Below are 23,006 nucleotides of genomic sequence, written 5' to 3'. Positions count from 1 at the left end.
AATATAAGAATTACAGAATATTCGACTAAAACGTTACTACGGTCATTTTTGAGACTGTTTAAACAATAAGAAAGAAGGTGTTTTACTCCTTAGTTACAATATCTTTTTAGTAAAGATAAGCTTAAGTAACCTCCGCTAAAGATTATATACTTAAATGATAAAGAGTTCAACAGTATTTCACATATTTTCCCAAAAATAAAAACGGCTGTTTTATGTGGAATAAATCTACAAAACAGCCGTTTTTGGTATTAGATTTCTGTTAAAATTATTGGTTCGCCGCGCGTTACGACAACGGTATGTTCACATTGTGCAACAAGACTTTTATCAGGTGTAACGAATGTCCAGCCGTCGTCACCACGTTCAATAATATGATCAGCTTTCATAGAGATGAACGGTTCTACAGCGATAACAAGACCGTCTTTTAGAAGCGCATTATCCATTGGATCATAGTAACTTAAAATGTGATTTGGTGCTTCATGTAAGCTAAGACCAATGCCGTGACCAGTTAAGTTTTGAATAACATTGTATCCACTTTTATGTGCAAAGTTTGAAACAGCACGACCAATTTGATTTTGTTTTGAGCCAGCTCTAACCTTTTTCATTGCTGCCCAAAATGCATCAACCGCTGCTTGGCACAGCTTTTCTTTTGCTTCGTCTTCTCCAAGAACAAATGAGATACCTGTATCTGCATAATAGCCATCAAGTGCAGCAGATACATCGACGTTTACTAAGTCGCCTTCTTTTAATACGCGATCTCCTGGAATACCATGAGCAACTTCCTCATTTACACTAATGCAAGTTACACCTGGGAAATCATATTCTTTTTCAGGTGCAGAAATAGCACCATGCTCATCTAATACTTTTTTACCGATCAAATCAAGCTCTTTCGTTGTCATACCTGGCTTCGCTTCTTTTTTCATTTCTTCACGTGCAAGCGCAACGATGCGGCCGATTTTTCGTAAGCCTTCTAAATCTTGTTCATTACGAATAATCATGAAAACCACTGTCCTTCCTCGAATATATATCTTAACCGATTGTATCATGTTTATTTTCGTCCTGCTACTCGCTTGCGGTATGCAGCTTGATTCCTCTCATAAAGAATACATGACAATTGTCATATCGATGTCATGACGCATCATACTGTTTCCTAAGTTTTCCAAGTAATACAATGTAAATATAAGAAACAGCGGGGGTGGAGAGATGGAAAAGATTATTGAAGTAAATGGTGTTTCTAAAACATTTAAACATAAAAACGCAGTAAATAATGTTTCATTTCATGTAAATAAAGGGGAAATAGTAGCGTTACTTGGTCCGAATGGTGCGGGGAAAACAACGACGATGTCGATGATGCTTGGATTAAAGGACCCAACAGAAGGTAAGGTCTTTATATTTGGAAAGAGTCCAAAGCATAGAGATGTTCGTAATAGCCTCGGTGCGATGCTGCAAGAAGTAAGTGTCATTGATAGTATTACAGTCGAAGAGGCAATTGAGTTATTCCGTAGTTATTATACGAATCCGGTAGAGAAAGCAACGTTATTACAGCTATCAAATTTAGAATCGGAGCGAAAGCAAAGATGTGAGAAGTTATCAGGTGGGCAAAAAAGAAGGTTGAATTTTGCGCTTGCACTTGCGGGAAATCCAGATTTGTTATTTTTAGATGAGCCGACAGTCGGAATGGATATTACGTCTCGAAGAATGTTTTGGGAAACGATTCGAAAGTTAGCAAGTGAAGGGAAAACAATTATTTTAACGACGCATTATTTAGAAGAAGCAGATGCTTTAGCAAATCGTATCTTATTATTTGCGAACGGAAAGATTATCGCAGATGGTACACCAGACGAAATGAAAGCGACGATTTCGCGAAAAACAATCACATTTTACTCGAAGGAAAGCATTCCTACAAAATTACTAAAGGAATTACCAAATGTAACAGAAGTTAAGTCAAACGAAGGACGCTTCATTTTAACAACAGAGGATACGGATGCAACTTTAAAAGCCATTTATCAAAGGAGTTTACCTGTAACAGATGTTTCAGTTGAACGTGGAAGCCTTGATGAAGCATTTGAACAGTTCGTCGCAAATCAGAAGGGGGAAATCGCATGAGAGCGTTATGGATGCAGTGTAAAATAGAAATTTTACGTACATTTCGCAATAAATTATTTATCTTTTTCTCATTATTAATGCCTGTTATGTTTTACTACATTTTCACAAATGTTGTTCAAGTACCACAAAACGGAGATGCGTGGAAAGCACACTATTTAATTTCGATGGCAACTTTCAGTATTGTAGGGACTGCACTCTTTAGTTTCGGTGTGAGACTTTCTCAGGAAAGAGGGCAAGGATGGACACATCTTTTGAAAATCACACCACTTCCAGAGGGTGCGTATATAACTGCTAAAATTATTGCCCAAACAGTGGTGAATGCTTTTTCAATCTTAGTTATTTTTATAGCAGGGATATTGATTAATCATGTTGAGTTAACAGTAGAGCAATGGATTGGTGCGGGGTTATGGTTATTGTTAGGGGTAACACCATTTTTAGCATTAGGAACAGTAATAGGTTCCATTAAGAAGGCGGACGCAGCTGCTGGCTTAGCAAATATCTTAAATATGAGTTTAGCTATAGTTGGCGGGTTATGGATGCCGATTGAAGTATTCCCCAAAATATTAAGAACGATTGGTGAATGGACACCGACATACCATTTCGGAAGTGGTGCGTGGGATATTGTAGCTGGAAAATCAATTGGATGGGAAAATATCGCGGTATTAGGAGGTTATTTCCTTATATTTGTTGTAGTATCAATATATATAAGAAAAAGACAGGAAGCGGTATAAATGATAGAGAAGAAGAGGATTGAGATTTTTCCGAAACATATGGGATTCTTCCCGTATATGTGGTTTGTTTATCTATTATTTCCAATTTATCACTTAGCGCAGGCATCAGGATGGAAGCTTGTAATAGGAAGCGGTATGTTGATAATTTTTATCGTCACATACCGTCAGCTTTATTTTGTTCAGAGGACGTTTGTTTTTTGGGCGTGTATTCAAATGGTACTCATCTTTTTATTTGCTTTATTTTATAATCCTTTTATGATATTTTTTGGCTTTTTCACAGCAAGTGCGATGGGATTTGCGCCAAATAAGAAAGTATTTCGAGTGCTGTTATGTTCGTTAGTTATCATGCTTGGAGCATTTTTATTTGTAAATATGAATCAACTAACAACTACAAGTTTAGTAAATATCGTTCCGATGTTTATTTTAATGCTTCTTACGCCATTTGGTATGCGCAATTTTAATCAGAAAAAGATGTTAAAGAACCAACTGAATGAAGCAAACGAGCAAATTAAAGACTTAGTAAAACGTGAAGAACGGCAGCGGATTGCAAGAGATCTTCATGACACATTAGGACATACGTTATCTCTTATTACTTTGAAAAGCCAGCTTGTAGAGAAGTTAATTGTGAAAAATCCGGAGCGTGCAAGTGTGGAAGCGAAGGAAATTACACAAACGTCTCGTACAGCCTTAAAACAGCTGAGAGAATTAATTTCTGATATGCGTATGATTACGGTAGAAGAAGAGCTAGAGCAAATAAAAGCGATCTTACAAGCAGCTAATATTGAATTAGAAGTGAGGCAAGAAGCCAGCTCGAGTTCGTTATCACCAATTGAACAAAATATTGTCGGGATGTGTTTACGTGAGGCTGTTACGAATGTTGTAAAACATAGCAAGGCAACGCGGTGCACAGTTTCTGTATTAGAATCGCAAGGTGAGCTGATTTTGAAAGTAAAAGATAACGGAATCGGTTTAACAGATCAAAATCATGATGGAAATGGTATCCGCGGCATGAAAGAACGAATTGCTCTTATTGATGGATTTGTTGAACTAGGTACAATCAATCCAGGGACGTTGTTAACAGTAAAAGTTCCAGTTGTAATTAGAACAGGAAAAGATGAGGTGAGGGCATGATTCGAATTATTCTTGCAGAAGATCAACGGATGCTTCGTGGTGCATTAGGGGCCCTACTTGATCTAGAAGATGATATCGAAGTAATTGGGCAAGCGGCAAACGGGGAAGAGGCGCTAAAATTAATTAAATCGTTAAAACCGGATGTAAGTATTATGGATATTGAAATGCCGATTCAAAGTGGATTAGATGTTGCTGAAGCGTTAAAGAAAGAAAAATCATTATGTAAAGTAATGATTTTAACAACATTTGCAAGGCCAGGATATTTTGAAAGGGCAATGAAAGCTGGTGTGCACGGTTATTTATTAAAGGATAGCCCAAGTGAAGATTTAGCGGCAGCAATTCGTAATGTAATGAAGGGAAAGCGAGAGATCTCCCAAGATTTAATGTTCGGCCTATGGCAGGAGCAAAATCCGTTGTCAGATCGCGAAAAGGAAGTATTGTTGCTTGCGAAAGAAGGAAAGACGGCAAACGAAATTGCGAAGGCACTTTATCTTTCACCGGGTACAGTACGTAATTATATTTCTGAAGTATTAACGAAGCTCGACGCGAAAAATAGAATTGAGGCAATTACAATTGCGGAAGAAAAGGGTTGGATGTAAAAAGAAGGTTACCTATGAGAGGTGACCTTCTTTTTATACTTATTTTACTTCTATTACTTGATTTACTTTTTGTAATGACTTGTAACCATGTGCTTCAAATGCCTTTGCAAATTCATTTGATACGGCAGTGCCATATAGATCTTTTGCAGCTTGTACGATGTGAGATTGAAGTGATTCAAAGTCTTCAGCGGAAGTTGCGTAATTTTGCAATGCACGCATAACAACTTTACTTACTTTTTCATTACCTTGTTTTTGAACAGCAACACCGTTATATGTTTTACCTTCAGCTAATTGATATAATACGTGACTAATAATACCAGAATTTACGTGTGATTCTTGATTATTACCATCGTTATAGAAATCTTGTAAATTTGTATATAGTTTATGGCCGCCGTCACCAATTTCCCTTGGGATATCACGAATTGTTAGGCCACCTAATGTATCGCCCATAATCCAGTTTCCTTTATCTTTCTTTACGTAATATTCGATTTGTGTACCCCAGAAATCTGCTAATCCCTCGTTTAGTGCAGATGTTTCAGCGCTTGGATATCTCACGACTTTATTTTTCGTCGTGCCACTGAATACAGCATGTCCAAATTCATGAGCTGTTACATCAAGAGCTGATGTTAGTTTTCCGTCTAAACCATCACCAAATACCATTTGGTTCCAAGCAGGATGCCAAAATGCATTTACATAGTCTTCTTTTAAACCATCACTAACTTCAGTAGAATCAAAACCGTGTACACTAGCAACAACTTTTGAATCTTTATTGTCGTAACTTTTTAGATTATGTTCTTTCTTAAAGTAATCATAAATATCACTCATGTTCTTCATAGCGCCCGCGGCTTCTTTATCTGCAAAATTAGGAGTACTACTTGAAATTAGTGTCCCTGGATAACCAGCTTGACTATATCCCCCGAGGGAATCGGCGTAGTTTGCATTATAAATATAAATACCATTTCCGCGTGATAAATCGGCTAAATAAAATTTTCCATCAGTTCCTTTGGCAATATTGAAAGAGATGTTTTCTTGAAGTGCATTTTTCCCAGTTCCTTGCTCACTTGCAGGGGATAATCTAGGTGATGTTATTTGATTTATAGTCTTGTTCTCTTTGTTTTTTATGAATTTTTCTTGGAAAAGTACTTCGCCAGTTTTTAGATCAACGATAGCATTGCCGTTTATAATTTGTTCATTGTTTTCATAAGTAAATGTAATAACAGTTGCGAATGTATAATAGCCATCTTTTTTCTTATAAACAACGGTTTCGCTAGAGAATTCCGTCTCAGCTGCATCACTTGGAATTTGAACTATATCGCGTAATTTAGATTTCACTTCATTTTTCGACAAAAAATTTGTTATAGTAAGATTAGGTTGTTGATTTAAATTTTGAACAACTTTACCACTAACAGTTGTGATCACTCCATTTTTATCTACTTTTACAATGAGATCTTGGCCATATACTTTATAGTTTTTATATGTTTGTGCAAGGCGAACTTCGGTTTGATTTTCTTTGGTTTCTTTATTTGTAGGTTGGAAATCTACATTTTTTTCAGTAGTGACTTGTTCTTGTTGAGTTTTAGCCCCATTTACCTCACCTTTTAAATATTTTTTAGCAATATTTTCTTTCGTATCATTTTGAGGTTGTGTTAATTTCCCGATTGTTAAACCAGGCTGAGCGATTTCAACTTTTACTTCACTTTTGTCCAATTTTTGAGCATGAATAGCTTCTGTTGATAAAGGATAAAGAAGACCGAATGTAACGAAAGCACTGGCAAGTTTTCTATAATTCATCTATAACACTCCTAATCTATTATTATATGTGAGATGAATTGTATGAAAAATTTGCCGAATTTTATATATATTATGCATTATTTCATATCAAAAATTGTCGAATTCACATTATTGTAGTGGTATGACAACTTAAAAAATTAGATTGTTATAATGGGATGGTGAGTAAGTATGCAAGCAGAGAAATTAGGAAGTGAAATTAAGAAAATTAGAGTGTTGAGAGGATTAACACAAAAACAGTTATCCGAGAACATATGTCATCAATCGGAAGTAAGCAGAATTGAATCGGGTGCAGTATACCCAAGTATGGATATATTGCAAGGTATTGCAGCAAAATTACAAATTCCCATTATTCATTTTTATGAGGTACTCATTTATTCGGATATTGAAAGAAAAAAACAGTTTAAAGATCAAGTCATTATGCTTTGTAAGCAAAAAAGATATAAAGAAATTTATAATAAAGTATGGAATGAGCTGAAAAAGGAAGAATATCATCCTGAATTCCAGCAATTTCTTCAATGGCAATATTATGTAGCTGCTTACGTATTGAAAAAAGTCGATTACGAATATTGTATTTTAGAATTAAAGAAATTGCTCAATCAACAATTGACAGGAATAGATGTATATCAGAATCTTTATATTGAAAACGCAATTGCAAACATTTATGCTGAAAATGGCTATTTGAAGAAGGGTATTGATTTATTTGAACAAATATTAAAACAATTAGAGGCATTGCATGATAATGAAGAATTTGACGTAAAGGTAAGGTATAATCATGCAAAAGCATTATACTTAGATAATCGATATGAAGAATCACTTTATCAAGTAAATAAAGCGATTGAAATATCATGCCGAATTAATAGTATGGCATTAATTGGACAGCTATATTATCAAAGAGGTGAATGCCTAAGGAAGTTGGAGTATGAAGAGGCAGAGATTGAAGATGCATATAAGAAGGCAAGTTTCTTTTTTGATATATTAGAAATGCATGCATATAAAGAAGCGCTTGTAAATAAAATCAGCAGATAAACAACCTAAAAAGTGGATATGCATAATTGCATACAATGTGAATAAATTTTCATGATATATTAAAAGTAAAAAATGTGGGTGATGGAATATGAAGAAATTACTTATTGGTAGTTTATTAACGTTAGCAATGGCATGGGGTATTTCATTAGGTGATACAGCATTAGAGAAAAGTCAAATAATTTCTCATAATGATCAAGAGGTACAAGTAGCTGCAGATTTACCTTTTGAGTTTTAAAAAACAACCGCCTTATTTAGACGGTTGTTTTTTTATGGAGTAACATCCAAACGTCTTTACTAGAAACAGGTTTGCTAATAAAGAATCCTTGAATGTGATCACAATTTTGTTTATGTAAAAATTCCCATTCTTCTTCTGTTTCTACACCTTCTGCAATCACTTCTAAATTTAATTCTTTTGATAGTGTAATAATGGAAGAGACAATTGCTTCTTCTAAAGGACTAGTTGTAATTCCACAAATAAACTCTCGAGCAATTTTTAATGTGTTGATTGGATATTTTGTTAAATAAGCTAAAGAACTATAACCAGTTCCAAAGTCATCGATTGAAATTTGAATACCGAGATTTTGAAGTTGTTCTAGTTTTGCAACTACAGATTGATTTTGATTAATTGCGATGCTTTCCGTAATTTCAATATCTAGTGCTTCTGGTTTCAGTTCTGTTTCTTCCAACACCTTTGAAATAGTTGGGATTAAATCTGCATGGTTAAATTGAACAACAGATAAATTCACACCAACTTTTAAGTGAGAAAAACCTTGATTATGCCATCTTTTTGCCTCTAAACAGGCAGTACGTAAAATCCAATTACCAAGTTCAATAATAAAACCAGTTTCCTCTGCTAGGGGGATAAATTGGGCCGGAGATACGATACCGAGTTTTGGATGCTTCCAACGTATTAATGCTTCAAAACCGATAATTTGTTTTGTTTTTGTGCTTACTTGTGGCTGGTATTCAAGGAAAAATTCATTTTGTTGTAATGCTTTTGAAAGTTCACCTTCTAAGAATTGAATTTCATTTTGAGCGATACTCATTTCTTTTGAGAAGAAAACAAATCTGTTTTTTCCATTTGCTTTCGCACGGTACATAGCCATATCAGCATTTTTCATTAACTCATTTACATCAGTTCCATAATCAGGGTACATCGCAATTCCGATACTTGGTGTAATAGAGAGTTCTTCGCCTTGAATGAAGAATGGTTTGTTTAAAATAGTTAAAATCTGTTCAGCTATAAAAATTGCACTTTTTTCTGAGTACATTTCTGGTAATAGAATTGTAAACTCATCTCCACCTTGGCGAGCGACGACATCTTTTGAACGCAAGCAACCGCGTAATCTTTTTGCTACTTCAATTAATAATAAATCTCCGACGTCATGACCAAGTCTATCGTTAATTTTTTTAAATCGATCTAAATCAAGAAATATGACGGCGACATCATTGGCGTTAGTTTGAGCTGTATTTAAAGTGGCTTTTAAATCTTTTTCGAACTTTCGGCGATTTGGTAATCCAGTAAGTGCGTCGTGAAAGGCTAAATGTTCTACTTGTTTTTGTTTTTCATATAAAGTGGTGATATCACGAGCTATCCCAAACATTCCGACCACTTCTTTGTTTATAAAAGTAGGGATAAGTGTAATATGGAGATAATAATAATAGCCTTCTTGTTCTTTTGTACGAACTTCTAACGTTTGTGGCCTACCTTCCTTTGTAATTTGTAAAGCCTTCTTTAGTAGTTCGTGGTCTTTTGAATCAATGAAGTGTACCAGAGAATAGCTTGCCACTTCGCAATAATAGGCAGTAAATAAGCTTTCGCATGCCTTATTAGATTGTTGAAAAATGCCATTCATATTTAAAGAGAAAACGGCATCGGGATGGTCCTCGAATAAAGATTTATAACGTTGTTCACTTTTTGATAATGCAAATGCACCTTCTTCAACTTCATCCTCTAGTTGTGTAGTCAACTGTTCATATGTATGGATTAGTGCTTGATTATCTTTCCACATGTAAAGTTGCCGCAAGAATAACAAAATAAGTGATAATACGAGACCGATTAACATGAACTTATCATCCCAAGGTTGAATGATAATAAAAGAAAAAGTAATAATTATACTAAAATAAGGTAGTATAAAACGTACATAATCGAATCGATAATATTTTGCTTTCGTTTCATGCTGCATTGGTTTATCTAAAATATATAGTATGGAAGAAAGTCCAATTAATAAAATAGAAGCAGTGTGTATTAAATAATTAATTTCAGCAGAAGTTTTCATCCCAAAATTCAATTGAAATAGATGAATATAACCGTATACGAGTATAATAGTGAAACCAATAATTAATGCGATTCTACTAGAAGAATATTGTTCTCTTCTATATAGGCTAATAACGGCGTAAATTACTAATGATTGTGCAATGAAATACCCAATTAAAATCCAAGTATCCTTTGTTAACATGCGGAAACTTGAAAGATCTAAGATAAAAGTTAAGGTGAAATAAATGTTCATAATAATAATAAAGATGCTATCGAATGAAAATTGCGAAAGCCCCTTAATAGAGTAATTCTTTATAAACTTTATAGCAAATCCAACAAAGAGCAAAATATATTGTATGATAAAAAAAGGCAATGCTTTATATGAAAATATAGATTGATCATGTATGGAAAGTGAACTAAGAAATAGGGTTATCTCCATAACTAATCCACATAGGCAAGTACATAGTAATAAAATCCAAAATAGTTTATCACTGCGTTTCATTTTCTTAATAGCTTTATATAAACAGTGGCAAGAAAAAAGTGCAGCGAAACAGAATAAGAAAAGAATCCCAATTTCCTTTATATGCGACTCATTTGGAATAAAGAGTATCCAAAGAGCAAATATAGATATGTATATTATGACAAATTGTACATACTTTTTTTGACTAATCATATTATGACTCCGTTTCAATAAAGTTGAATCTCGGGGGAATGCTAATTTAAATAATAGCATATAAAATAGGATGTTTTTTACTATAAAAATTACTTTTTTGAAAAAATGGTGCAAAGTTACAATTTACCACTGTAACTTTGCACCACTTATTCTTTTAATTCCTCTTATAGCAGAAAGTTCATCTATTAATTGGAATAGTGCTAAGTCTTTTTGTTTACTTTCAATCATAATATCGAAATTATGATTGTTTTTTTTTGCAACGTGTAAGAAGGGCTTGATAAACTCTAAATCGATATATTCAGCATGAGCCCTAAATTCTTTTTCCGATCTCGGAGAGGAAATGTGAACTTTAGGAGAGATATTTGTATGTGACCAAGTTTCAAAAATTGCAGGAAGCAACTCTTCTAGTGGTTCCTCGCAAAGATTGGCCATATGATGATGATAATCAAATACAAATGGGATATTTTCTTTTTGGCAAATTGATAAAGTTTCAGAAGTTGTATATGTTTTATCATCGTTTTCAAGAGTCATTTGTTTTTTTATATGTGCAGGAAGTTTTTTTATGTTTTCATGGAAGCGCTCGATTGCCTTTTCTTTATTTCCATAGGCTCCACCTACATGAATATTAATGTAAGAGGAATCTGCAATGCCTATAGCATCTAATACTTTATAATGATAAGTCATATCCGTAATAGCGTTAGTAGTAATATGTGGCTTGTCGCTTGTAAATAGCGTAAATTGATTTGGATGAAAACTTATTCGTAAATTGTGTTCTTTAATTAAAGCTCCTATTTTACGCCAAAGTGGTGTGAATACCCCAATATAGTCAAACTCGACTTCGGGATGTGTTGCAAGTGGGACGATTGAAGACGATAGGCGATATAGTGGGATTTCATGCGCTATATTGTAATGTAGGATACGTATTGTGTGCTCTAAATTTTGCCTTATAACATGGTACAGTTTGTCTTCTCGCTCTTGCTTGCTGAGTTTTTTAAAGCTTGTAAACGTCATTGTTTTGGCAGGAGAACAGTCCCAGAGTGCCATTGCATGTGAGACATATCCAAACCGCATAATCATATAAGATACACCTCTTTTATTCATTGTCTTTCCTATAAAAAGAAAGCAAGCATTGTTCCAATCCATTCCTTTCCTCTATCGATAAGAGAAGTTGGGTTTACATCGCTATAGGAAAGTATGGATGCATTCTTTAGGTCTTCATGGAATTTATTTTTTACTGTTTGAACGAAATGTTTACTATATAACAGGCAGTTTATTTCATGGTTAATATATAAACTTCTCATATCAAAGTTTGCTGTTCCGATATCACAAATATCATCATCCACTATAATAATTTTGGCGTGAAAAAAACCTTGTTGAAATGCATAAATATTGCAACCAGCCTGTATTAATTTTCGGCAGTACGGGAATTTTGCTTCTCGAACGAGAGGGTGATCAGCTTTTTCTGGAACAAGAATTGTGATTTGAACCCCTCTTTCTCTTGCTTTTAATAAGGCATTCATAATTTTTTTTCCAGGAATGAAATATGGTGTACCGATACAGATTTCTTTTTTTGCGCCGTTAATTAAATGTAAAAAAGTATGCTGTAAATAAGCACCATCAGTCGGAATAAATTGATGCAGTATGGTACCTAGGTTTTGTTTTGGAAAATAAAGAGAAGCATCCAATAAATTCTGTTTCGTATCATCAAACCAGTCATGCAAAAATTGCTTTTGTAAATCTTGAACCCCTTCTCCTGTAAGACGTAAATGATAGTCTCGCCATAATCCTAAATATTCATTATGCCCCAGATACTCTTCGCCGATATTAAATCCCCCGATATAGCCAATTTTCCCATCAATCACTGTAATTTTTCTATGGTTTCTTTGATTGGCAGAAAAGAAAAGCAGAGGAAATTTTACCTTATGACAAAATGAAAAAGATACACCATGTTTTCGGAGGGAGCGAATAGCTTCGTTTGATAAAGAATGGCTGCCAAATCGATCAAGTAAAAGTCGTACTTCAATTCCTTCCTGAGCCTTATCAATCAGCAAATTTAAAAATTCACGACTGATTTTATCGTTTTTTACAATGAAGAATAAAATATGAATGTGGTGCTGTGCTTGTTTTATATCAGTAAATAAAGCGTCATACAAATCTTTCCCGTATGTATAAAGGTGAAAATCACTTTGACGTAAAGGGAAAGTGCGAGAGCTTACCCGTTTTAAATGAAGAAATCTCCCGTATGAAAGATCAATTGTAATCCAAAGAGCAACGGATATTAACAAAAGAGATAAGTAGAGCATCAGTGAATTCCCTCCTTCGCATTCTTTTCACCTTCAGTGTGTTACAAATGATACGGGTAGCACGGCTGTTATTATAAATTTCATCAGATGATAGTATGTTGCACTGATTAAAGTTTCACTTTACCCCGCTTTAACGGGCAGTAAGCTTCCTACTTCAAAAACTGATGAATAAGTAGAAGTTAGTTTGGAAATCAACTGCCCGTAAAATCCCGATTGGTTCAACTAATAATCAGTGGGGGATGAACCACCCCTACTGATTAAAGTTTCACTTTATAGTTTCACCGAAATAAACAGCTTTATGAAAAAATGTGTTGTTCTATAACAAAAAACTGTTGACTGAATGCTCACTCATTATATAATGGGGATAGGGGATATAATTCAGAAAATTATATATTTTTGAAGATTCAAAAAAGAAAGAGGGCTTACAAAGAGAGGGGTAGCATAAAAATGAATAGCTTACTGATCATTAATTGGCTGGCTGCCATTGCTGTTATTGCTTATGCAGGATATTTGTTTGTATATCTTATACGGACGAGAATGGCCTACATACAATTAGGAAAAAAAATTGAATTTGACCGTCGTTTTAAAGAGCGTTGGGATCTCCTTAAGGTCAATGTTTTCGGTCAGAAAAAGCTGCTGAAAGATAAGAAAAGCGGCATCATTCACGTTATGTTCTTTTACGGATTTATTCTTGTCCAATTTGGAGCAATTGACTTCGTTTGGAAAGGACTCGCACCAGGATCACATCTTCCACTTGGACCACTATACCCTGCATTTACATTCTTCCAGGAAATTGTCACACTTGTTATTTTAATTGCAGTATTTTGGGCTTTTCATAGACGTTATGTAGAAAAGCTTGTTCGTTTAAAACGTAACTTCAAATCAGGTCTTGTTCTTATCTTTATCGGTGGCTTAATGATTTCTGTGCTACTTGGTAACGGTATGGGACTTATATGGCATGGCGAGGAGCTTTCATGGAGTGAACCAATCGCTTCTGCAATCGCTTACGTTTTTAGCGGGATAAATGAAACCGTAGCCATTTCAGTGTTCTATTTTTCTTGGTGGGTGCATTTACTAATTTTGTTAACGTTTTTAGTCTATGTTCCACAATCAAAACATGCGCATTTAATTGCGGGACCAGCTAATGTATTCTTCGGTCGTCTTTCAAACCCAGGGAAGCTTGAAAAGATTGATTTTGAAGATGAAACGCAAGAAACATTTGGTGTTGGTAAAATTGAAGACTTTAGACAAAATCAACTTATTGACTTATACGCTTGTGTAGAGTGTGGTCGTTGTACAAATATGTGTCCGGCAACAGGAACAGGAAAAATGTTATCGCCGATGGACTTAATTTTAAAACTTCGTGATCATTTAACTGATAAAGGAGCTGCGGTAACATCAAAAGCACCGTGGGTTCCAGTAGTTGCCTTCAATAATACACAAGGAAATCAGTTAGCGATGATGGCGGCTGGAAAAGGACAACAAGAATCAGCGGCTACAACTCTCGCTTACGATCCGAGTTTAATCGGAGATGTTATTACAGAAGAAGAGATTTGGGCATGTACAACGTGTCGTAACTGTGAAGATCAATGTCCAGTTATGAATGAGCATGTTGACAAAATTATTGATTTACGTCGATATCTCGTTTTAACAGAAGGAAAAATGGACGCGGAAGCACAACGCGCGATGACAAATATCGAGCGTCAAGGGAATCCGTGGGGTCTGAACCGTAAAGAGCGTGAAACATGGCGCCAAGGTGATGACGAAGTAACAGTTCCAACTGTAAAAGAAAAATCAAAAGCTGGGGAGGAATTCGAGTATTTATTCTGGGTTGGTTCAATGGGATCATACGACAATCGTAGTCAGAAGATTGCGATATCGTTTGCGAAGTTAATGAACGAAGCAGGCATTTCATTCGCAATTCTCGGTAATAAAGAAAAGAATTCTGGAGATACACCACGCCGCCTTGGAAATGAATTTGTATTCCAAGAGATGGCGACAAAGAATATCGAAGAATTTGAAAAGGCAGGAGTGAAGAAAATCGTTACGATTGATCCTCATGCTTATAACACATTTAAAAATGAGTATCCGGACTTTGGCTTGCAAGCAGAAGTCTATCATCATACAGAATTGTTAGCTCAGTGGGTGAAAGAAGGGCGCTTAAAGCCCGTTCACGCTATTGAAGAAACAGTTACGTACCATGATTCCTGTTATTTAGGAAGATACAACGAAGTGTACGAAGCGCCACGTGACATTTTGAAAGCGATTCCTGGAGTGAATCTTGTAGAAATGGCACGTAACCGTGAAACTGGAATGTGCTGTGGCGCAGGTGGTGGCTTAATGTGGATGGAAGAAACAACAGGTTCTCGTATTAACGTTGCTCGTACAGAACAAGCATTAGCTGTACAGCCATCCATTATCGGTACAGGTTGTCCATATTGCTTAACGATGATCAGTGATGGAACGAAAGCGAAAGAGGTAGAAGAGAAAGTTCAAACTCTTGATGTGACAGAGATTTTAGAACGATCTGTTATCGGACAGAAAAAAGAAGCGATGTAGTTTATAAGAATGTATACAACTTTAGAAAGAGGTGCAATGATTGCACCTCTTCTCAACGTAGGGATACCGAGCGAGCGCTCAGTGTTAAAAAATGAAATGGGGGAAAGAAACATGAGTAAAACAGTTATTTTAAGTGCTGCAAGAACACCAGTTGGAAAATTTGGAGGATCTTTAAAAGATGTAAAAGCGACGGAACTTGGAGGAATTGCAATTAAAGCAGCGCTTGAAAGAGCAAATGTTGCGGCTAGTGATGTTGAAGAAGTTATATTTGGAACGGTTATTCAGGGGGGACAGGGGCAAATTCCATCGCGTCAAGCTGCAAGGGCTGCTGGAATCCCTTGGGAAGTGCAGACGGAAACAGTGAATAAAGTTTGTGCATCAGGACTTCGTGCGGTTACGTTAGCGGATCAAATTATTCGTACTGGCGATCAATCACTGATTGTAGCTGGCGGTATGGAGTCGATGAGTAACAGTCCTTACATTTTACGCGGAGCAAGATGGGGATACAGAATGGGCAACAACGAAGTTATTGATTTAAACGTTGCTGACGGTTTAACATGCGCATTTTCAGGTACACACATGGGTGTTTATGGCGGAGAAGTTGCGAAGGAAGATGGAATTTCTCGCGAAGCACAAGATGAATGGGCATATCGTAGCCATCAGCGTGCGGTTTCAGCGCATAAAGAAGGACGTTTTGAAGAGGAGATCGTGCCAGTAACGATCCCGCAAAGAAAAGGCGATCCTATTGTCGTTGCAAAGGATGAGGCGCCACGTGAAGATACAACGATTGAAAAGTTAGCAAAGTTAAAACCTGTATTTGATAAGACAGCGGCAGTGACAGCTGGTAATGCGCCAGGACTAAACGATGGTGGTGCCGCACTTGTGTTAATGAGCGAAGACAGAGCGAAGCAAGAAGGAAGAAAGCCATTAGCGACAATTTTGGCGCATACAGCAATTGCAGTGGAATCTAAAGATTTCCCAAGAACGCCAGGTTATGCAATTAACGCATTGCTTGAAAAAACAGGCAAGACAATTGAAGACATCGATTTATTCGAGATTAATGAAGCATTTGCAGCGGTAGCAATTGCAAGTACAGAAATCGCAGGAATTGATCCAGAAAAATTGAATGTAAATGGCGGCGCGGTAGCGATGGGCCATCCAATTGGAGCAAGCGGAGCGCGCATTATCGTTACGCTAATCCATGCACTTAAGCAGCGCGGCGGCGGAATTGGAATTGCATCGATTTGTAGCGGTGGCGGTCAAGGGGACGCAGTGATGATTGAAGTTCACTAATTAAAGTTCGAGGGTATAAAATTTATTAACAATTAAGGGGGAAGAAAAAATGGGTGTACAAAACATTGTTGTAATTGGTGCAGGGCAAATGGGATCAGGAATTGCACAAGTATGTGCAATGGCAGGATATGACGTGAAGGTACAAGATTTAAAACAAGAGCAATTAGATAGAGGATTGGCTATCATTACGAAAAACTTAGCGCGCCAAGTAGAAAAAGGACGCATGAAGGAAGAAGAGAAGGAAGCGACATTAAATCGTCTTACAGTAACGCTTGATTTAGATTGTGTGAAAGAAGCGGATCTTATTATTGAAGCAGCTGTTGAGAAAATGGATATTAAAAAGAAAATCTTTGCGAATCTAGATGAAATTGCTCCAGAACACGCAATTTTAGCGACAAATACGTCATCTCTGCCAATTACAGAAATTGCAGCGGTAACGAAGCGTCCGGAAAAAGTAATCGGCATGCACTTTATGAATCCAGTTCCAGTTATGAAGCTTGTTGAGATTATTCGTGGTTTGGCTACAGATGATGCAGTATATGAAGCAATTGAAGATATTACGAAAAAAATTGGGAAAGTGCCAGTTGAAGTAAATGATTTCCCAGGTTTTGTATCAAACCGCATTTTGCTACCGATGATTAACGAAGCAATTTATACGTTATACGAAGGTGTAGCGACGAAAGAAGCAATTGATGAGGTCATGAAGCTTGGTATGAACCATCCGATGGGGCCTTTGACACTCGCTGATTTTATCGGTTTAGATACGTGTTTATACATTATGGAAGTGTTGCATGAAGGATTAGGAGATAGTAAATATCGCCCATGTCCGTTATTACGTAAGTATGTAAATGCAGGATGGTTAGGGCGTAAAACAGGTCGTGGATTCTACGTTTACGAATAAATGCCCCTTTTGTTACAAAATAGTGGTCTTACCAAATTATTTAAAGGATATATAGCAAATGGAGGCGGAATATATGAACTTTCGTTTTAATGAAGAGCAGCAAATGATGAGGAAAATGGTTCGGGATTTTGCACAGAAGGAAATTGCTCCCTTTGTTCCTAGTATGGAACAAGGGGTGTTCCCGAAAGAGATTTTGCAAAAGATGGGTGAGCTTGGATTAATGGGTATTCCAGCGCCTGCAAAATACGGCGGGGCAGAAATGGATTTTATTTCTTATATTCTAGCCATTGAGGAAATCTCAAAGGTAAGTGCAACAGTTGGTGTAATTTTAGCTGTACATACGTCAGTTGGAATGAATCCGATTTTATATTTCGGAACAGAAGAACAGAAGAAAAAATATGTTTCTAAACTTGCAACCGGGGAATATTTAGGCGCATTTGCTTTAACAGAGCCAAATGCAGGATCAGATGCAGGGAGTTTGAAATCAAGAGCTGTCAAAAAAGGCAATCATTATATTATTAATGGATCGAAAGTGTTTATTACAAATGGTGGTGAAGCAAGTACATACATTGTATTCGCTTCTACAAATCCAGAGGCAGGGAAAAGTGGTATTTCTGCATTTATAGTAGAGAAAGATACACCTGGTTTAATCATCGGAAAAGATGAACATAAGATGGGGCTCCTCGGTTCTCGTACAGTACAACTTACTTTTGAAGATATGAAAGTGCCAGCGGAGAATTTACTTGGGGAAGAAGGACAAGGATTCAAGGTGGCGATGGCGAATTTAGATGTTGGGCGAATTGGAATCGGTGCACAGGCGTTAGGAATTGCTGAAGCGGCGCTTGCATGTGCGATTGATTATGCAAAAGAACGAGAACAATTTGGGAAACCAATTGCGGCGCAGCAAGGGATTGGCTTCAAGCTTGCAGATATGGCAACAAGTGTCGAAGCAGCAAGGTTACTCGTATATAGAGCGGCGTCTCTTAGGGCACAAGGATTACCATGCGGTAAAGAAGCATCTATTGCGAAATTATTTGCTTCTAAGACAGCGGTTGAAGTCGCGATTGAGGCGGTGCAAGTATTTGGTGGTTACGGTTATACGAAAGAATATCCAGTAGAACGATTTTTCCGTGATGCGAAGATCACGCAAATATATGAAGGAACAAGTGAAATACAGAAACTTGTTATTAGCCGTGCTTTATAAAAGGGCGAGGGGGAGACGGAGATGCATTTTAAACTATCAGAAGAACATGAAATGATAAGAAAAATGGTTCGAGATTTTGCTAAAAATGAAGTAGCACCAACAGCAGCTGAGCGTGATGAGGAAGAGCGATTTGATCGAGAGTTATTTGATCAAATGGCAGAGCTTGGTTTAACCGGTATTCCATGGCCCGAAGAGTACGGCGGAATTGGAAGCGATTACTTAGCGTATGTAATTGCGATTGAAGAATTATCTCGAGTTTGTGCTTCAACAGGTGTAACACTATCTGCGCATACTTCACTTGCGGGATGGCCAATTTTTAAATTTGGGACAGAAGAACAAAAGCAAAAGTTTTTACGACCGATGGCTGAAGGGAAGAAAATTGGTGCATACGGCTTAACGGAGCCAGGATCTGGATCGGATGCTGGTGGAATGAAGACAATCGCAAAAAGAGATGGCGACCATTATATTTTAAATGGATCAAAAATTTTCATTACAAATGGCGGTATTGCTGATATTTATGTTGTTTTTGCGCTAACTGATCCTGAATCGAAGCAGCGCGGTACGAGTGCATTTATTGTAGAAAGTGATACACCGGGATTTTCAGTTGGGAAGAAGGAGAGCAAGCTAGGGATTCGCTCTTCACCAACGACTGAAATTATGTTTGAAGATTGCCGTATTCCGGTAGAGAATCTACTTGGAGAAGAGGGGCAAGGATTTAAAGTTGCGATGCAAACATTAGATGGAGGTCGTAACGGTATTGCGGCGCAAGCTGTTGGTATTGCACAAGGGGCTTTAGATGCTTCTGTAGAATATGCAAGGGAGCGCCATCAATTTGGAAAACCAATTGCGGCGCAGCAAGGGATTGGCTTTAAACTTGCGGATATGGCAACAGATGTAGAAGCGGCACGCCTTTTAACATATCAAGCGGCTTGGCTTGAATCAGAAGGGCTTCCGTATGGAAAAGAATCAGCGATGTCAAAAGTATTTGCAGGGGATACAGCGATGAAGGTGACGACTGAAGCGGTGCAAGTATTTGGTGGTTACGGTTATACGAAAGATTATCCAGTAGAGCGTTATATGCGAGATGCAAAGATTACACAAATATACGAAGGAACACAAGAGATTCAGAGGCTTGTAATTTCTCGTATGTTAACGAAGTAGGGACGAAAGCGTAGGTATTTTCCTACGCTTTTTCCTTCCAAAAAATAATAGAGAGAGGTGAAGGGAATGGTTAAACATAATGTACATGCATCGGTGAAAGATGAAAAATTAGTTGCGTTAAGACGTGAACAAATGATTAAAGGTGCGGTGCAACTGTTTAAACAAAAAGGATTTCCGCGTACAACAACGAGAGAAATTGCAAAAGCGGCTGGATTTAGTATAGGGACACTTTATGAGTACATTCGTACAAAAGATGATGTGTTGTATTTAGTTTGTGATAGTATATATGAACATGTAAAAGAACGATTAGAGGAAGTAGTGTGTACAGAAAAAGGGAGTATAGAAAGTTTAAAGATAGCAATAACGAATTACTTTAAAGTGATGGACGAATTGCAGGAAGAAGTATTGATAATGTATCAAGAGGTACGCTTTTTACCAAAAGAATCACTTCCGTATGTATTAGAAAAGGAGTTTCAAATGGTAGGAATGTTCGAGAATATTTTAGAACAGTGTACGGAAAATGGAACATTTACATTAAATAAAAAAGAAATACAGCTTCTTGCCCATAATATTTTTATACAAGGACAGATGTGGGGATTTAGACGCTGGGCGCTGCAAAAACTGTATACGCTCGAAGAATATACAGAAATGCAAATTAGGTATGTATTGCAAGGGGCCCATATGCTTCCGAAATAAGGGACAGACAAATTATTAATTTTATTACCATATAAAAGTTTCCCGTTTTTTTTGTAGCATATTTGTGCGACTTTTGTTTATAATGAATAGTATGGATTTTTTTAAGCAGGCCGTTATATATAAGGTTATATTTGATGAAAGGAAGTGCCGCATAAGTGGATTTTAAGCAATATTCACCAGAAGAGCTAAAAGAATGTTCAATGATTGAAGTTGTACATAGCGTTTTAGGGGATAAAAAACAAGCAACGACATTCAACGAGTTGGTTCAAGAAATCGCTCAAGTGCTGGGACTATCTCAAGAGCAAGTTAATGCGAAACTCGCACAATTTTATACAGACTTAAACATCGATGGACGTTTCATTAATTTAGGAGAAAATCGTTGGGGACTACGCAGCTGGTACCCATATGAGCAAATTGATGAAGAAATCTTACCGCAGCCAAAACCGAAGAAGAAACGTAAAGTTGAGGAAGACGGTTTTGACGACTACATTGAAGAAGATGAAGATGACTTTGACGATGCAGACGGAAATGCAGACGACGAAGATGATGTAGAAGATTTGGACAAGGTTCTTGAAGATGAAGACGGAGATGACGACGATCTTGATGATTTAGAAGAAGATGAAGACGACGACTTCGCTGAAGAAGAACTTGAGTATGATGAAACTGAAGAAGAAGAAGAGGAAGAACTGTAGTTCTTGACTTTTCATTATCGTCCATGTAGAATCATTTTTGGGCTCTTTAAAAAAGGACGATAATACTTTTAAAGTGTAAATATAAAAGAAAATTGCTCCCTACTTATTACTTTATGTGATGAGGGGAGCAATTTTCTTTTTTGTTTTTTGTTTAGAAAATAAAAAGAGTCTAACAATAAGATGGATACAGTGTTATCTACATACGTTGCGCTTTGCAACGGTGATTATATAACAGCAAAATAGAAGGGAGCTTTTTCATGACTAAGTATATTTTTGTAACAGGCGGTGTAGTATCGTCTTTAGGAAAAGGTATTACAGCAGCATCTCTTGGAAGACTTTTAAAAAATCGTGGTTTAAACGTAACGATTCAAAAGTTTGATCCATACATTAACGTAGACCCAGGGACTATGAGCCCATATCAACACGGTGAGGTATTCGTAACAGATGATGGCGCAGAAACTGACTTAGACCTTGGTCACTATGAGCGTTTTATCGACATTAACTTAAACAAATACAGCAACGTAACAACAGGTAAAATTTACTCTTCAGTTCTTCAAAAAGAGCGTCGCGGTGAATATTTAGGAGGAACGGTTCAAGTTATTCCTCACATCACTAACGAAATTAAAGAACGCGTATATCGTTCTGGTCGTGAAACAAATGCGGATGTTGTTATTACAGAAATCGGTGGAACTGTTGGTGACATCGAGTCTCTACCATTCTTAGAAGCAATCCGTCAAATTAAGAGCGACATCGGTCGTGACAATGTAATGTACATTCACTGTACGTTAATCCCGTACTTAAAAGCAGCGGGTGAAATGAAAACAAAACCAACGCAACATAGTGTTAAAGAACTTCGTAGCTTAGGTATTCAACCAAACATTATCGTTGTTCGTACAGAAATGCCTGTTTCTCAAGATATGAAAGACAAGCTTGCATTATTCTGTGATATCGATACAAAAGCAGTTATCGAAGCTCGCGATGCAGATACTTTATATGCGGTTCCATTATCTCTTCAAGAACAAAACATGGACCAAATCGTTTGTGATCACTTAAAATTAGACAATCCAGCTGCAGATATGACAGAGTGGACTGCGCTAGTTAACAAAGTACGTAATCTTTCTAAGAAAACAAAAATCGCTCTTGTTGGTAAATATGTAGAACTTCAAGATGCATATATTTCTGTTGTAGAAGCACTTCGTCATGCTGGTTACTCATTCGACACAGATGTAGAAGTAAAATGGGTAAATGCTGAGCACGTAACAGCAGAAAATGTACAAGAATTAGTAGGAGACACAGATGGTATCCTTGTACCAGGTGGCTTCGGCGATCGTGGTGTAGAAGGTAAAATCGTTGCGATTCAATATGCTCGTGAAAACAAAGTTCCATTCTTAGGAATTTGCTTAGGTATGCAACTTGCATCAATCGAATTCGCACGTAATGTATTAGGTTTAGAAGGTGCTAACTCTTCTGAGATCAATCCTGATACGCCATATGCAATCATTGACTTATTACCAGAACAAAAAGATGTAGAGGACTTAGGTGGTACACTTCGTCTTGGTCTATACCCATGTAAGCTTGCTGAAGAAACAAATGCTTACAATGCTTATAATGAGCCGGTTGTATATGAGCGTCATCGTCATCGTTATGAGTTCAACAATCAGTTCCGTCCGGATATGGAAAAAGAAGGATTTGTATTCTCTGGTACAAGCCCAGACGGCCGTCTAGTTGAAATCATTGAATTAAAAGACCACCCTTGGTTCGTGGCAGCACAGTTCCACCCAGAACTTGTTTCTCGTCCAAACCGTCCACAACCATTGTTCCATGACTTCGTAAGAGCTTCTATTACGAATAAAGAGAGCAAGTAATAAAAAAAGCGCCTGAAATAA

19 protein-coding genes are annotated in these 23,006 nt (G+C 36.9%); 14 read left to right on the top strand and 5 right to left on the bottom strand.

The window, feature by feature from the left end:
• Positions 1-248 precede the first annotated feature (248 nt).
• Positions 249-1,043, bottom strand: coding sequence for a type I methionyl aminopeptidase (map, locus tag MHH27_RS27645; RefSeq protein WP_100910518.1), 795 nt, complete (start codon positions 1,041-1,043; stop codon positions 249-251).
• A 157-nt stretch (positions 1,044-1,200) separates the two neighbouring features.
• On the opposite strand from map, the gene MHH27_RS27640 reads away from it, so the two are divergent.
• Genes MHH27_RS27640 through MHH27_RS27625 form a run of 4 tightly spaced genes read left to right on the top strand, consistent with a single transcriptional unit; the run spans position 1,201 to position 4,564 of the window.
• Positions 1,201-2,103, top strand: a complete 903-nt coding sequence (locus tag MHH27_RS27640; protein ID WP_090978303.1) for an ABC transporter ATP-binding protein — start codon at positions 1,201-1,203, stop codon at positions 2,101-2,103.
• Complete coding sequence (locus MHH27_RS27635) at positions 2,100-2,834, top strand: ABC transporter permease (protein WP_090978301.1); 735 nt, start codon at positions 2,100-2,102, stop codon at positions 2,832-2,834. Before MHH27_RS27640 ends, MHH27_RS27635 begins: the two co-directional genes overlap by 4 nt.
• Complete coding sequence (locus MHH27_RS27630) at positions 2,835-3,965, top strand: sensor histidine kinase (RefSeq protein WP_090978299.1); 1,131 nt, start codon at positions 2,835-2,837, stop codon at positions 3,963-3,965.
• The gene (locus MHH27_RS27625; protein WP_090978297.1) at positions 3,962-4,564 is read left to right on the top strand and encodes a response regulator transcription factor; all 603 of its coding nucleotides are present in this window, start codon (positions 3,962-3,964) and stop codon (positions 4,562-4,564) included. The genes MHH27_RS27630 and MHH27_RS27625 overlap by 4 nt, the downstream gene beginning before the upstream one ends.
• 39 nt (positions 4,565-4,603) lie before the next feature.
• Here MHH27_RS27625 and MHH27_RS27620 read toward each other — a convergent pair whose 3' ends face one another.
• Positions 4,604-6,355 (bottom strand): M4 family metallopeptidase, encoded by a 1,752-nt coding sequence (locus MHH27_RS27620; RefSeq protein ID WP_340944725.1) that lies wholly within the window; start codon positions 6,353-6,355, stop codon positions 4,604-4,606.
• Between the two features lie 168 nt (positions 6,356-6,523).
• Between MHH27_RS27620 and MHH27_RS27615 the strand changes: the two genes are divergently transcribed.
• Together MHH27_RS27615 and MHH27_RS27610 are read left to right on the top strand one after the other, a co-directional pair.
• Entirely contained in the window at positions 6,524-7,381 is an 858-nt protein-coding gene (locus MHH27_RS27615; RefSeq protein ID WP_090978293.1) for a helix-turn-helix domain-containing protein, read from the top strand.
• A gap of 88 nt (positions 7,382-7,469) precedes the next feature.
• Positions 7,470-7,616 (top strand): quorum-sensing peptide PapR, encoded by a 147-nt coding sequence (locus MHH27_RS27610; protein WP_016079631.1) that lies wholly within the window; start codon positions 7,470-7,472, stop codon positions 7,614-7,616.
• 16 nt (positions 7,617-7,632) lie between these two features.
• Here the strand turns inward: MHH27_RS27610 and MHH27_RS27605 are convergent, their stop codons facing one another.
• From MHH27_RS27605 to cls, 3 genes are all read right to left on the bottom strand, one after another.
• The gene (locus MHH27_RS27605) at positions 7,633-10,311 is read right to left on the bottom strand and encodes a DUF4084 domain-containing protein (RefSeq protein ID WP_090978291.1); all 2,679 of its coding nucleotides are present in this window, start codon (positions 10,309-10,311) and stop codon (positions 7,633-7,635) included.
• A gap of 123 nt (positions 10,312-10,434) precedes the next feature.
• Positions 10,435-11,388, bottom strand: coding sequence for a UV DNA damage repair endonuclease UvsE (gene uvsE / locus MHH27_RS27600; protein ID WP_100910598.1), 954 nt, complete (start codon positions 11,386-11,388; stop codon positions 10,435-10,437).
• 32 nt (positions 11,389-11,420) lie between these two features.
• Positions 11,421-12,614: a cardiolipin synthase gene (gene cls / locus MHH27_RS27595; protein WP_090978289.1), complete on the bottom strand. Its 1,194-nt coding sequence runs from the start codon at positions 12,612-12,614 to the stop codon at positions 11,421-11,423.
• Between the two features lie 447 nt (positions 12,615-13,061).
• On the opposite strand from cls, the gene MHH27_RS27590 reads away from it, so the two are divergent.
• The 8 genes from MHH27_RS27590 (at position 13,062) to pyrG (ending at position 22,985) form a co-directional block, all read left to right on the top strand.
• Positions 13,062-15,173: a heterodisulfide reductase-related iron-sulfur binding cluster gene (locus tag MHH27_RS27590; protein ID WP_001086772.1), complete on the top strand. Its 2,112-nt coding sequence runs from the start codon at positions 13,062-13,064 to the stop codon at positions 15,171-15,173.
• 9 nt (positions 15,174-15,182) lie between these two features.
• Positions 15,183-16,466, top strand: a complete 1,284-nt coding sequence (locus tag MHH27_RS27585; RefSeq protein WP_025118040.1) for an acetyl-CoA C-acetyltransferase — start codon at positions 15,183-15,185, stop codon at positions 16,464-16,466.
• Positions 16,467-16,515: 49 nt separating this feature from the next.
• Positions 16,516-17,367: a 3-hydroxybutyryl-CoA dehydrogenase gene (locus MHH27_RS27580; protein ID WP_000538874.1), complete on the top strand. Its 852-nt coding sequence runs from the start codon at positions 16,516-16,518 to the stop codon at positions 17,365-17,367.
• Positions 17,368-17,440: 73 nt separating this feature from the next.
• Positions 17,441-18,571 carry an acyl-CoA dehydrogenase gene (locus tag MHH27_RS27575; RefSeq protein ID WP_090978285.1) on the top strand — a complete coding sequence of 377 codons (1,131 nt, stop codon included), beginning with the start codon at positions 17,441-17,443 and terminating at the stop codon, positions 18,569-18,571.
• Positions 18,572-18,592: 21 nt separating this feature from the next.
• Positions 18,593-19,732, top strand: a complete 1,140-nt coding sequence (acdA, locus tag MHH27_RS27570) for an acyl-CoA dehydrogenase AcdA (RefSeq protein WP_000545543.1) — start codon at positions 18,593-18,595, stop codon at positions 19,730-19,732.
• A gap of 66 nt (positions 19,733-19,798) precedes the next feature.
• A complete protein-coding gene (locus tag MHH27_RS27565) occupies positions 19,799-20,428 on the top strand; it encodes a TetR/AcrR family transcriptional regulator (protein WP_000238599.1) in 630 nt (209 codons plus the stop codon).
• A gap of 155 nt (positions 20,429-20,583) precedes the next feature.
• Entirely contained in the window at positions 20,584-21,120 is a 537-nt protein-coding gene (rpoE, locus tag MHH27_RS27560) for a DNA-directed RNA polymerase subunit delta (protein WP_069356559.1), read from the top strand.
• A gap of 257 nt (positions 21,121-21,377) precedes the next feature.
• The gene (pyrG, locus tag MHH27_RS27555; RefSeq protein ID WP_000170461.1) at positions 21,378-22,985 is read left to right on the top strand and encodes a CTP synthase; all 1,608 of its coding nucleotides are present in this window, start codon (positions 21,378-21,380) and stop codon (positions 22,983-22,985) included.
• Positions 22,986-23,006 lie beyond the last annotated feature (21 nt).

The sequence above is a fragment of the Bacillus sp. FSL L8-0152 genome (assembly GCF_038006365.1).
GTDB lineage: Bacteria > Bacillota > Bacilli > Bacillales > Bacillaceae_G > Bacillus_A > Bacillus_A cereus.
This window is presented reverse-complemented; position numbering and strand designations above follow the sequence as displayed.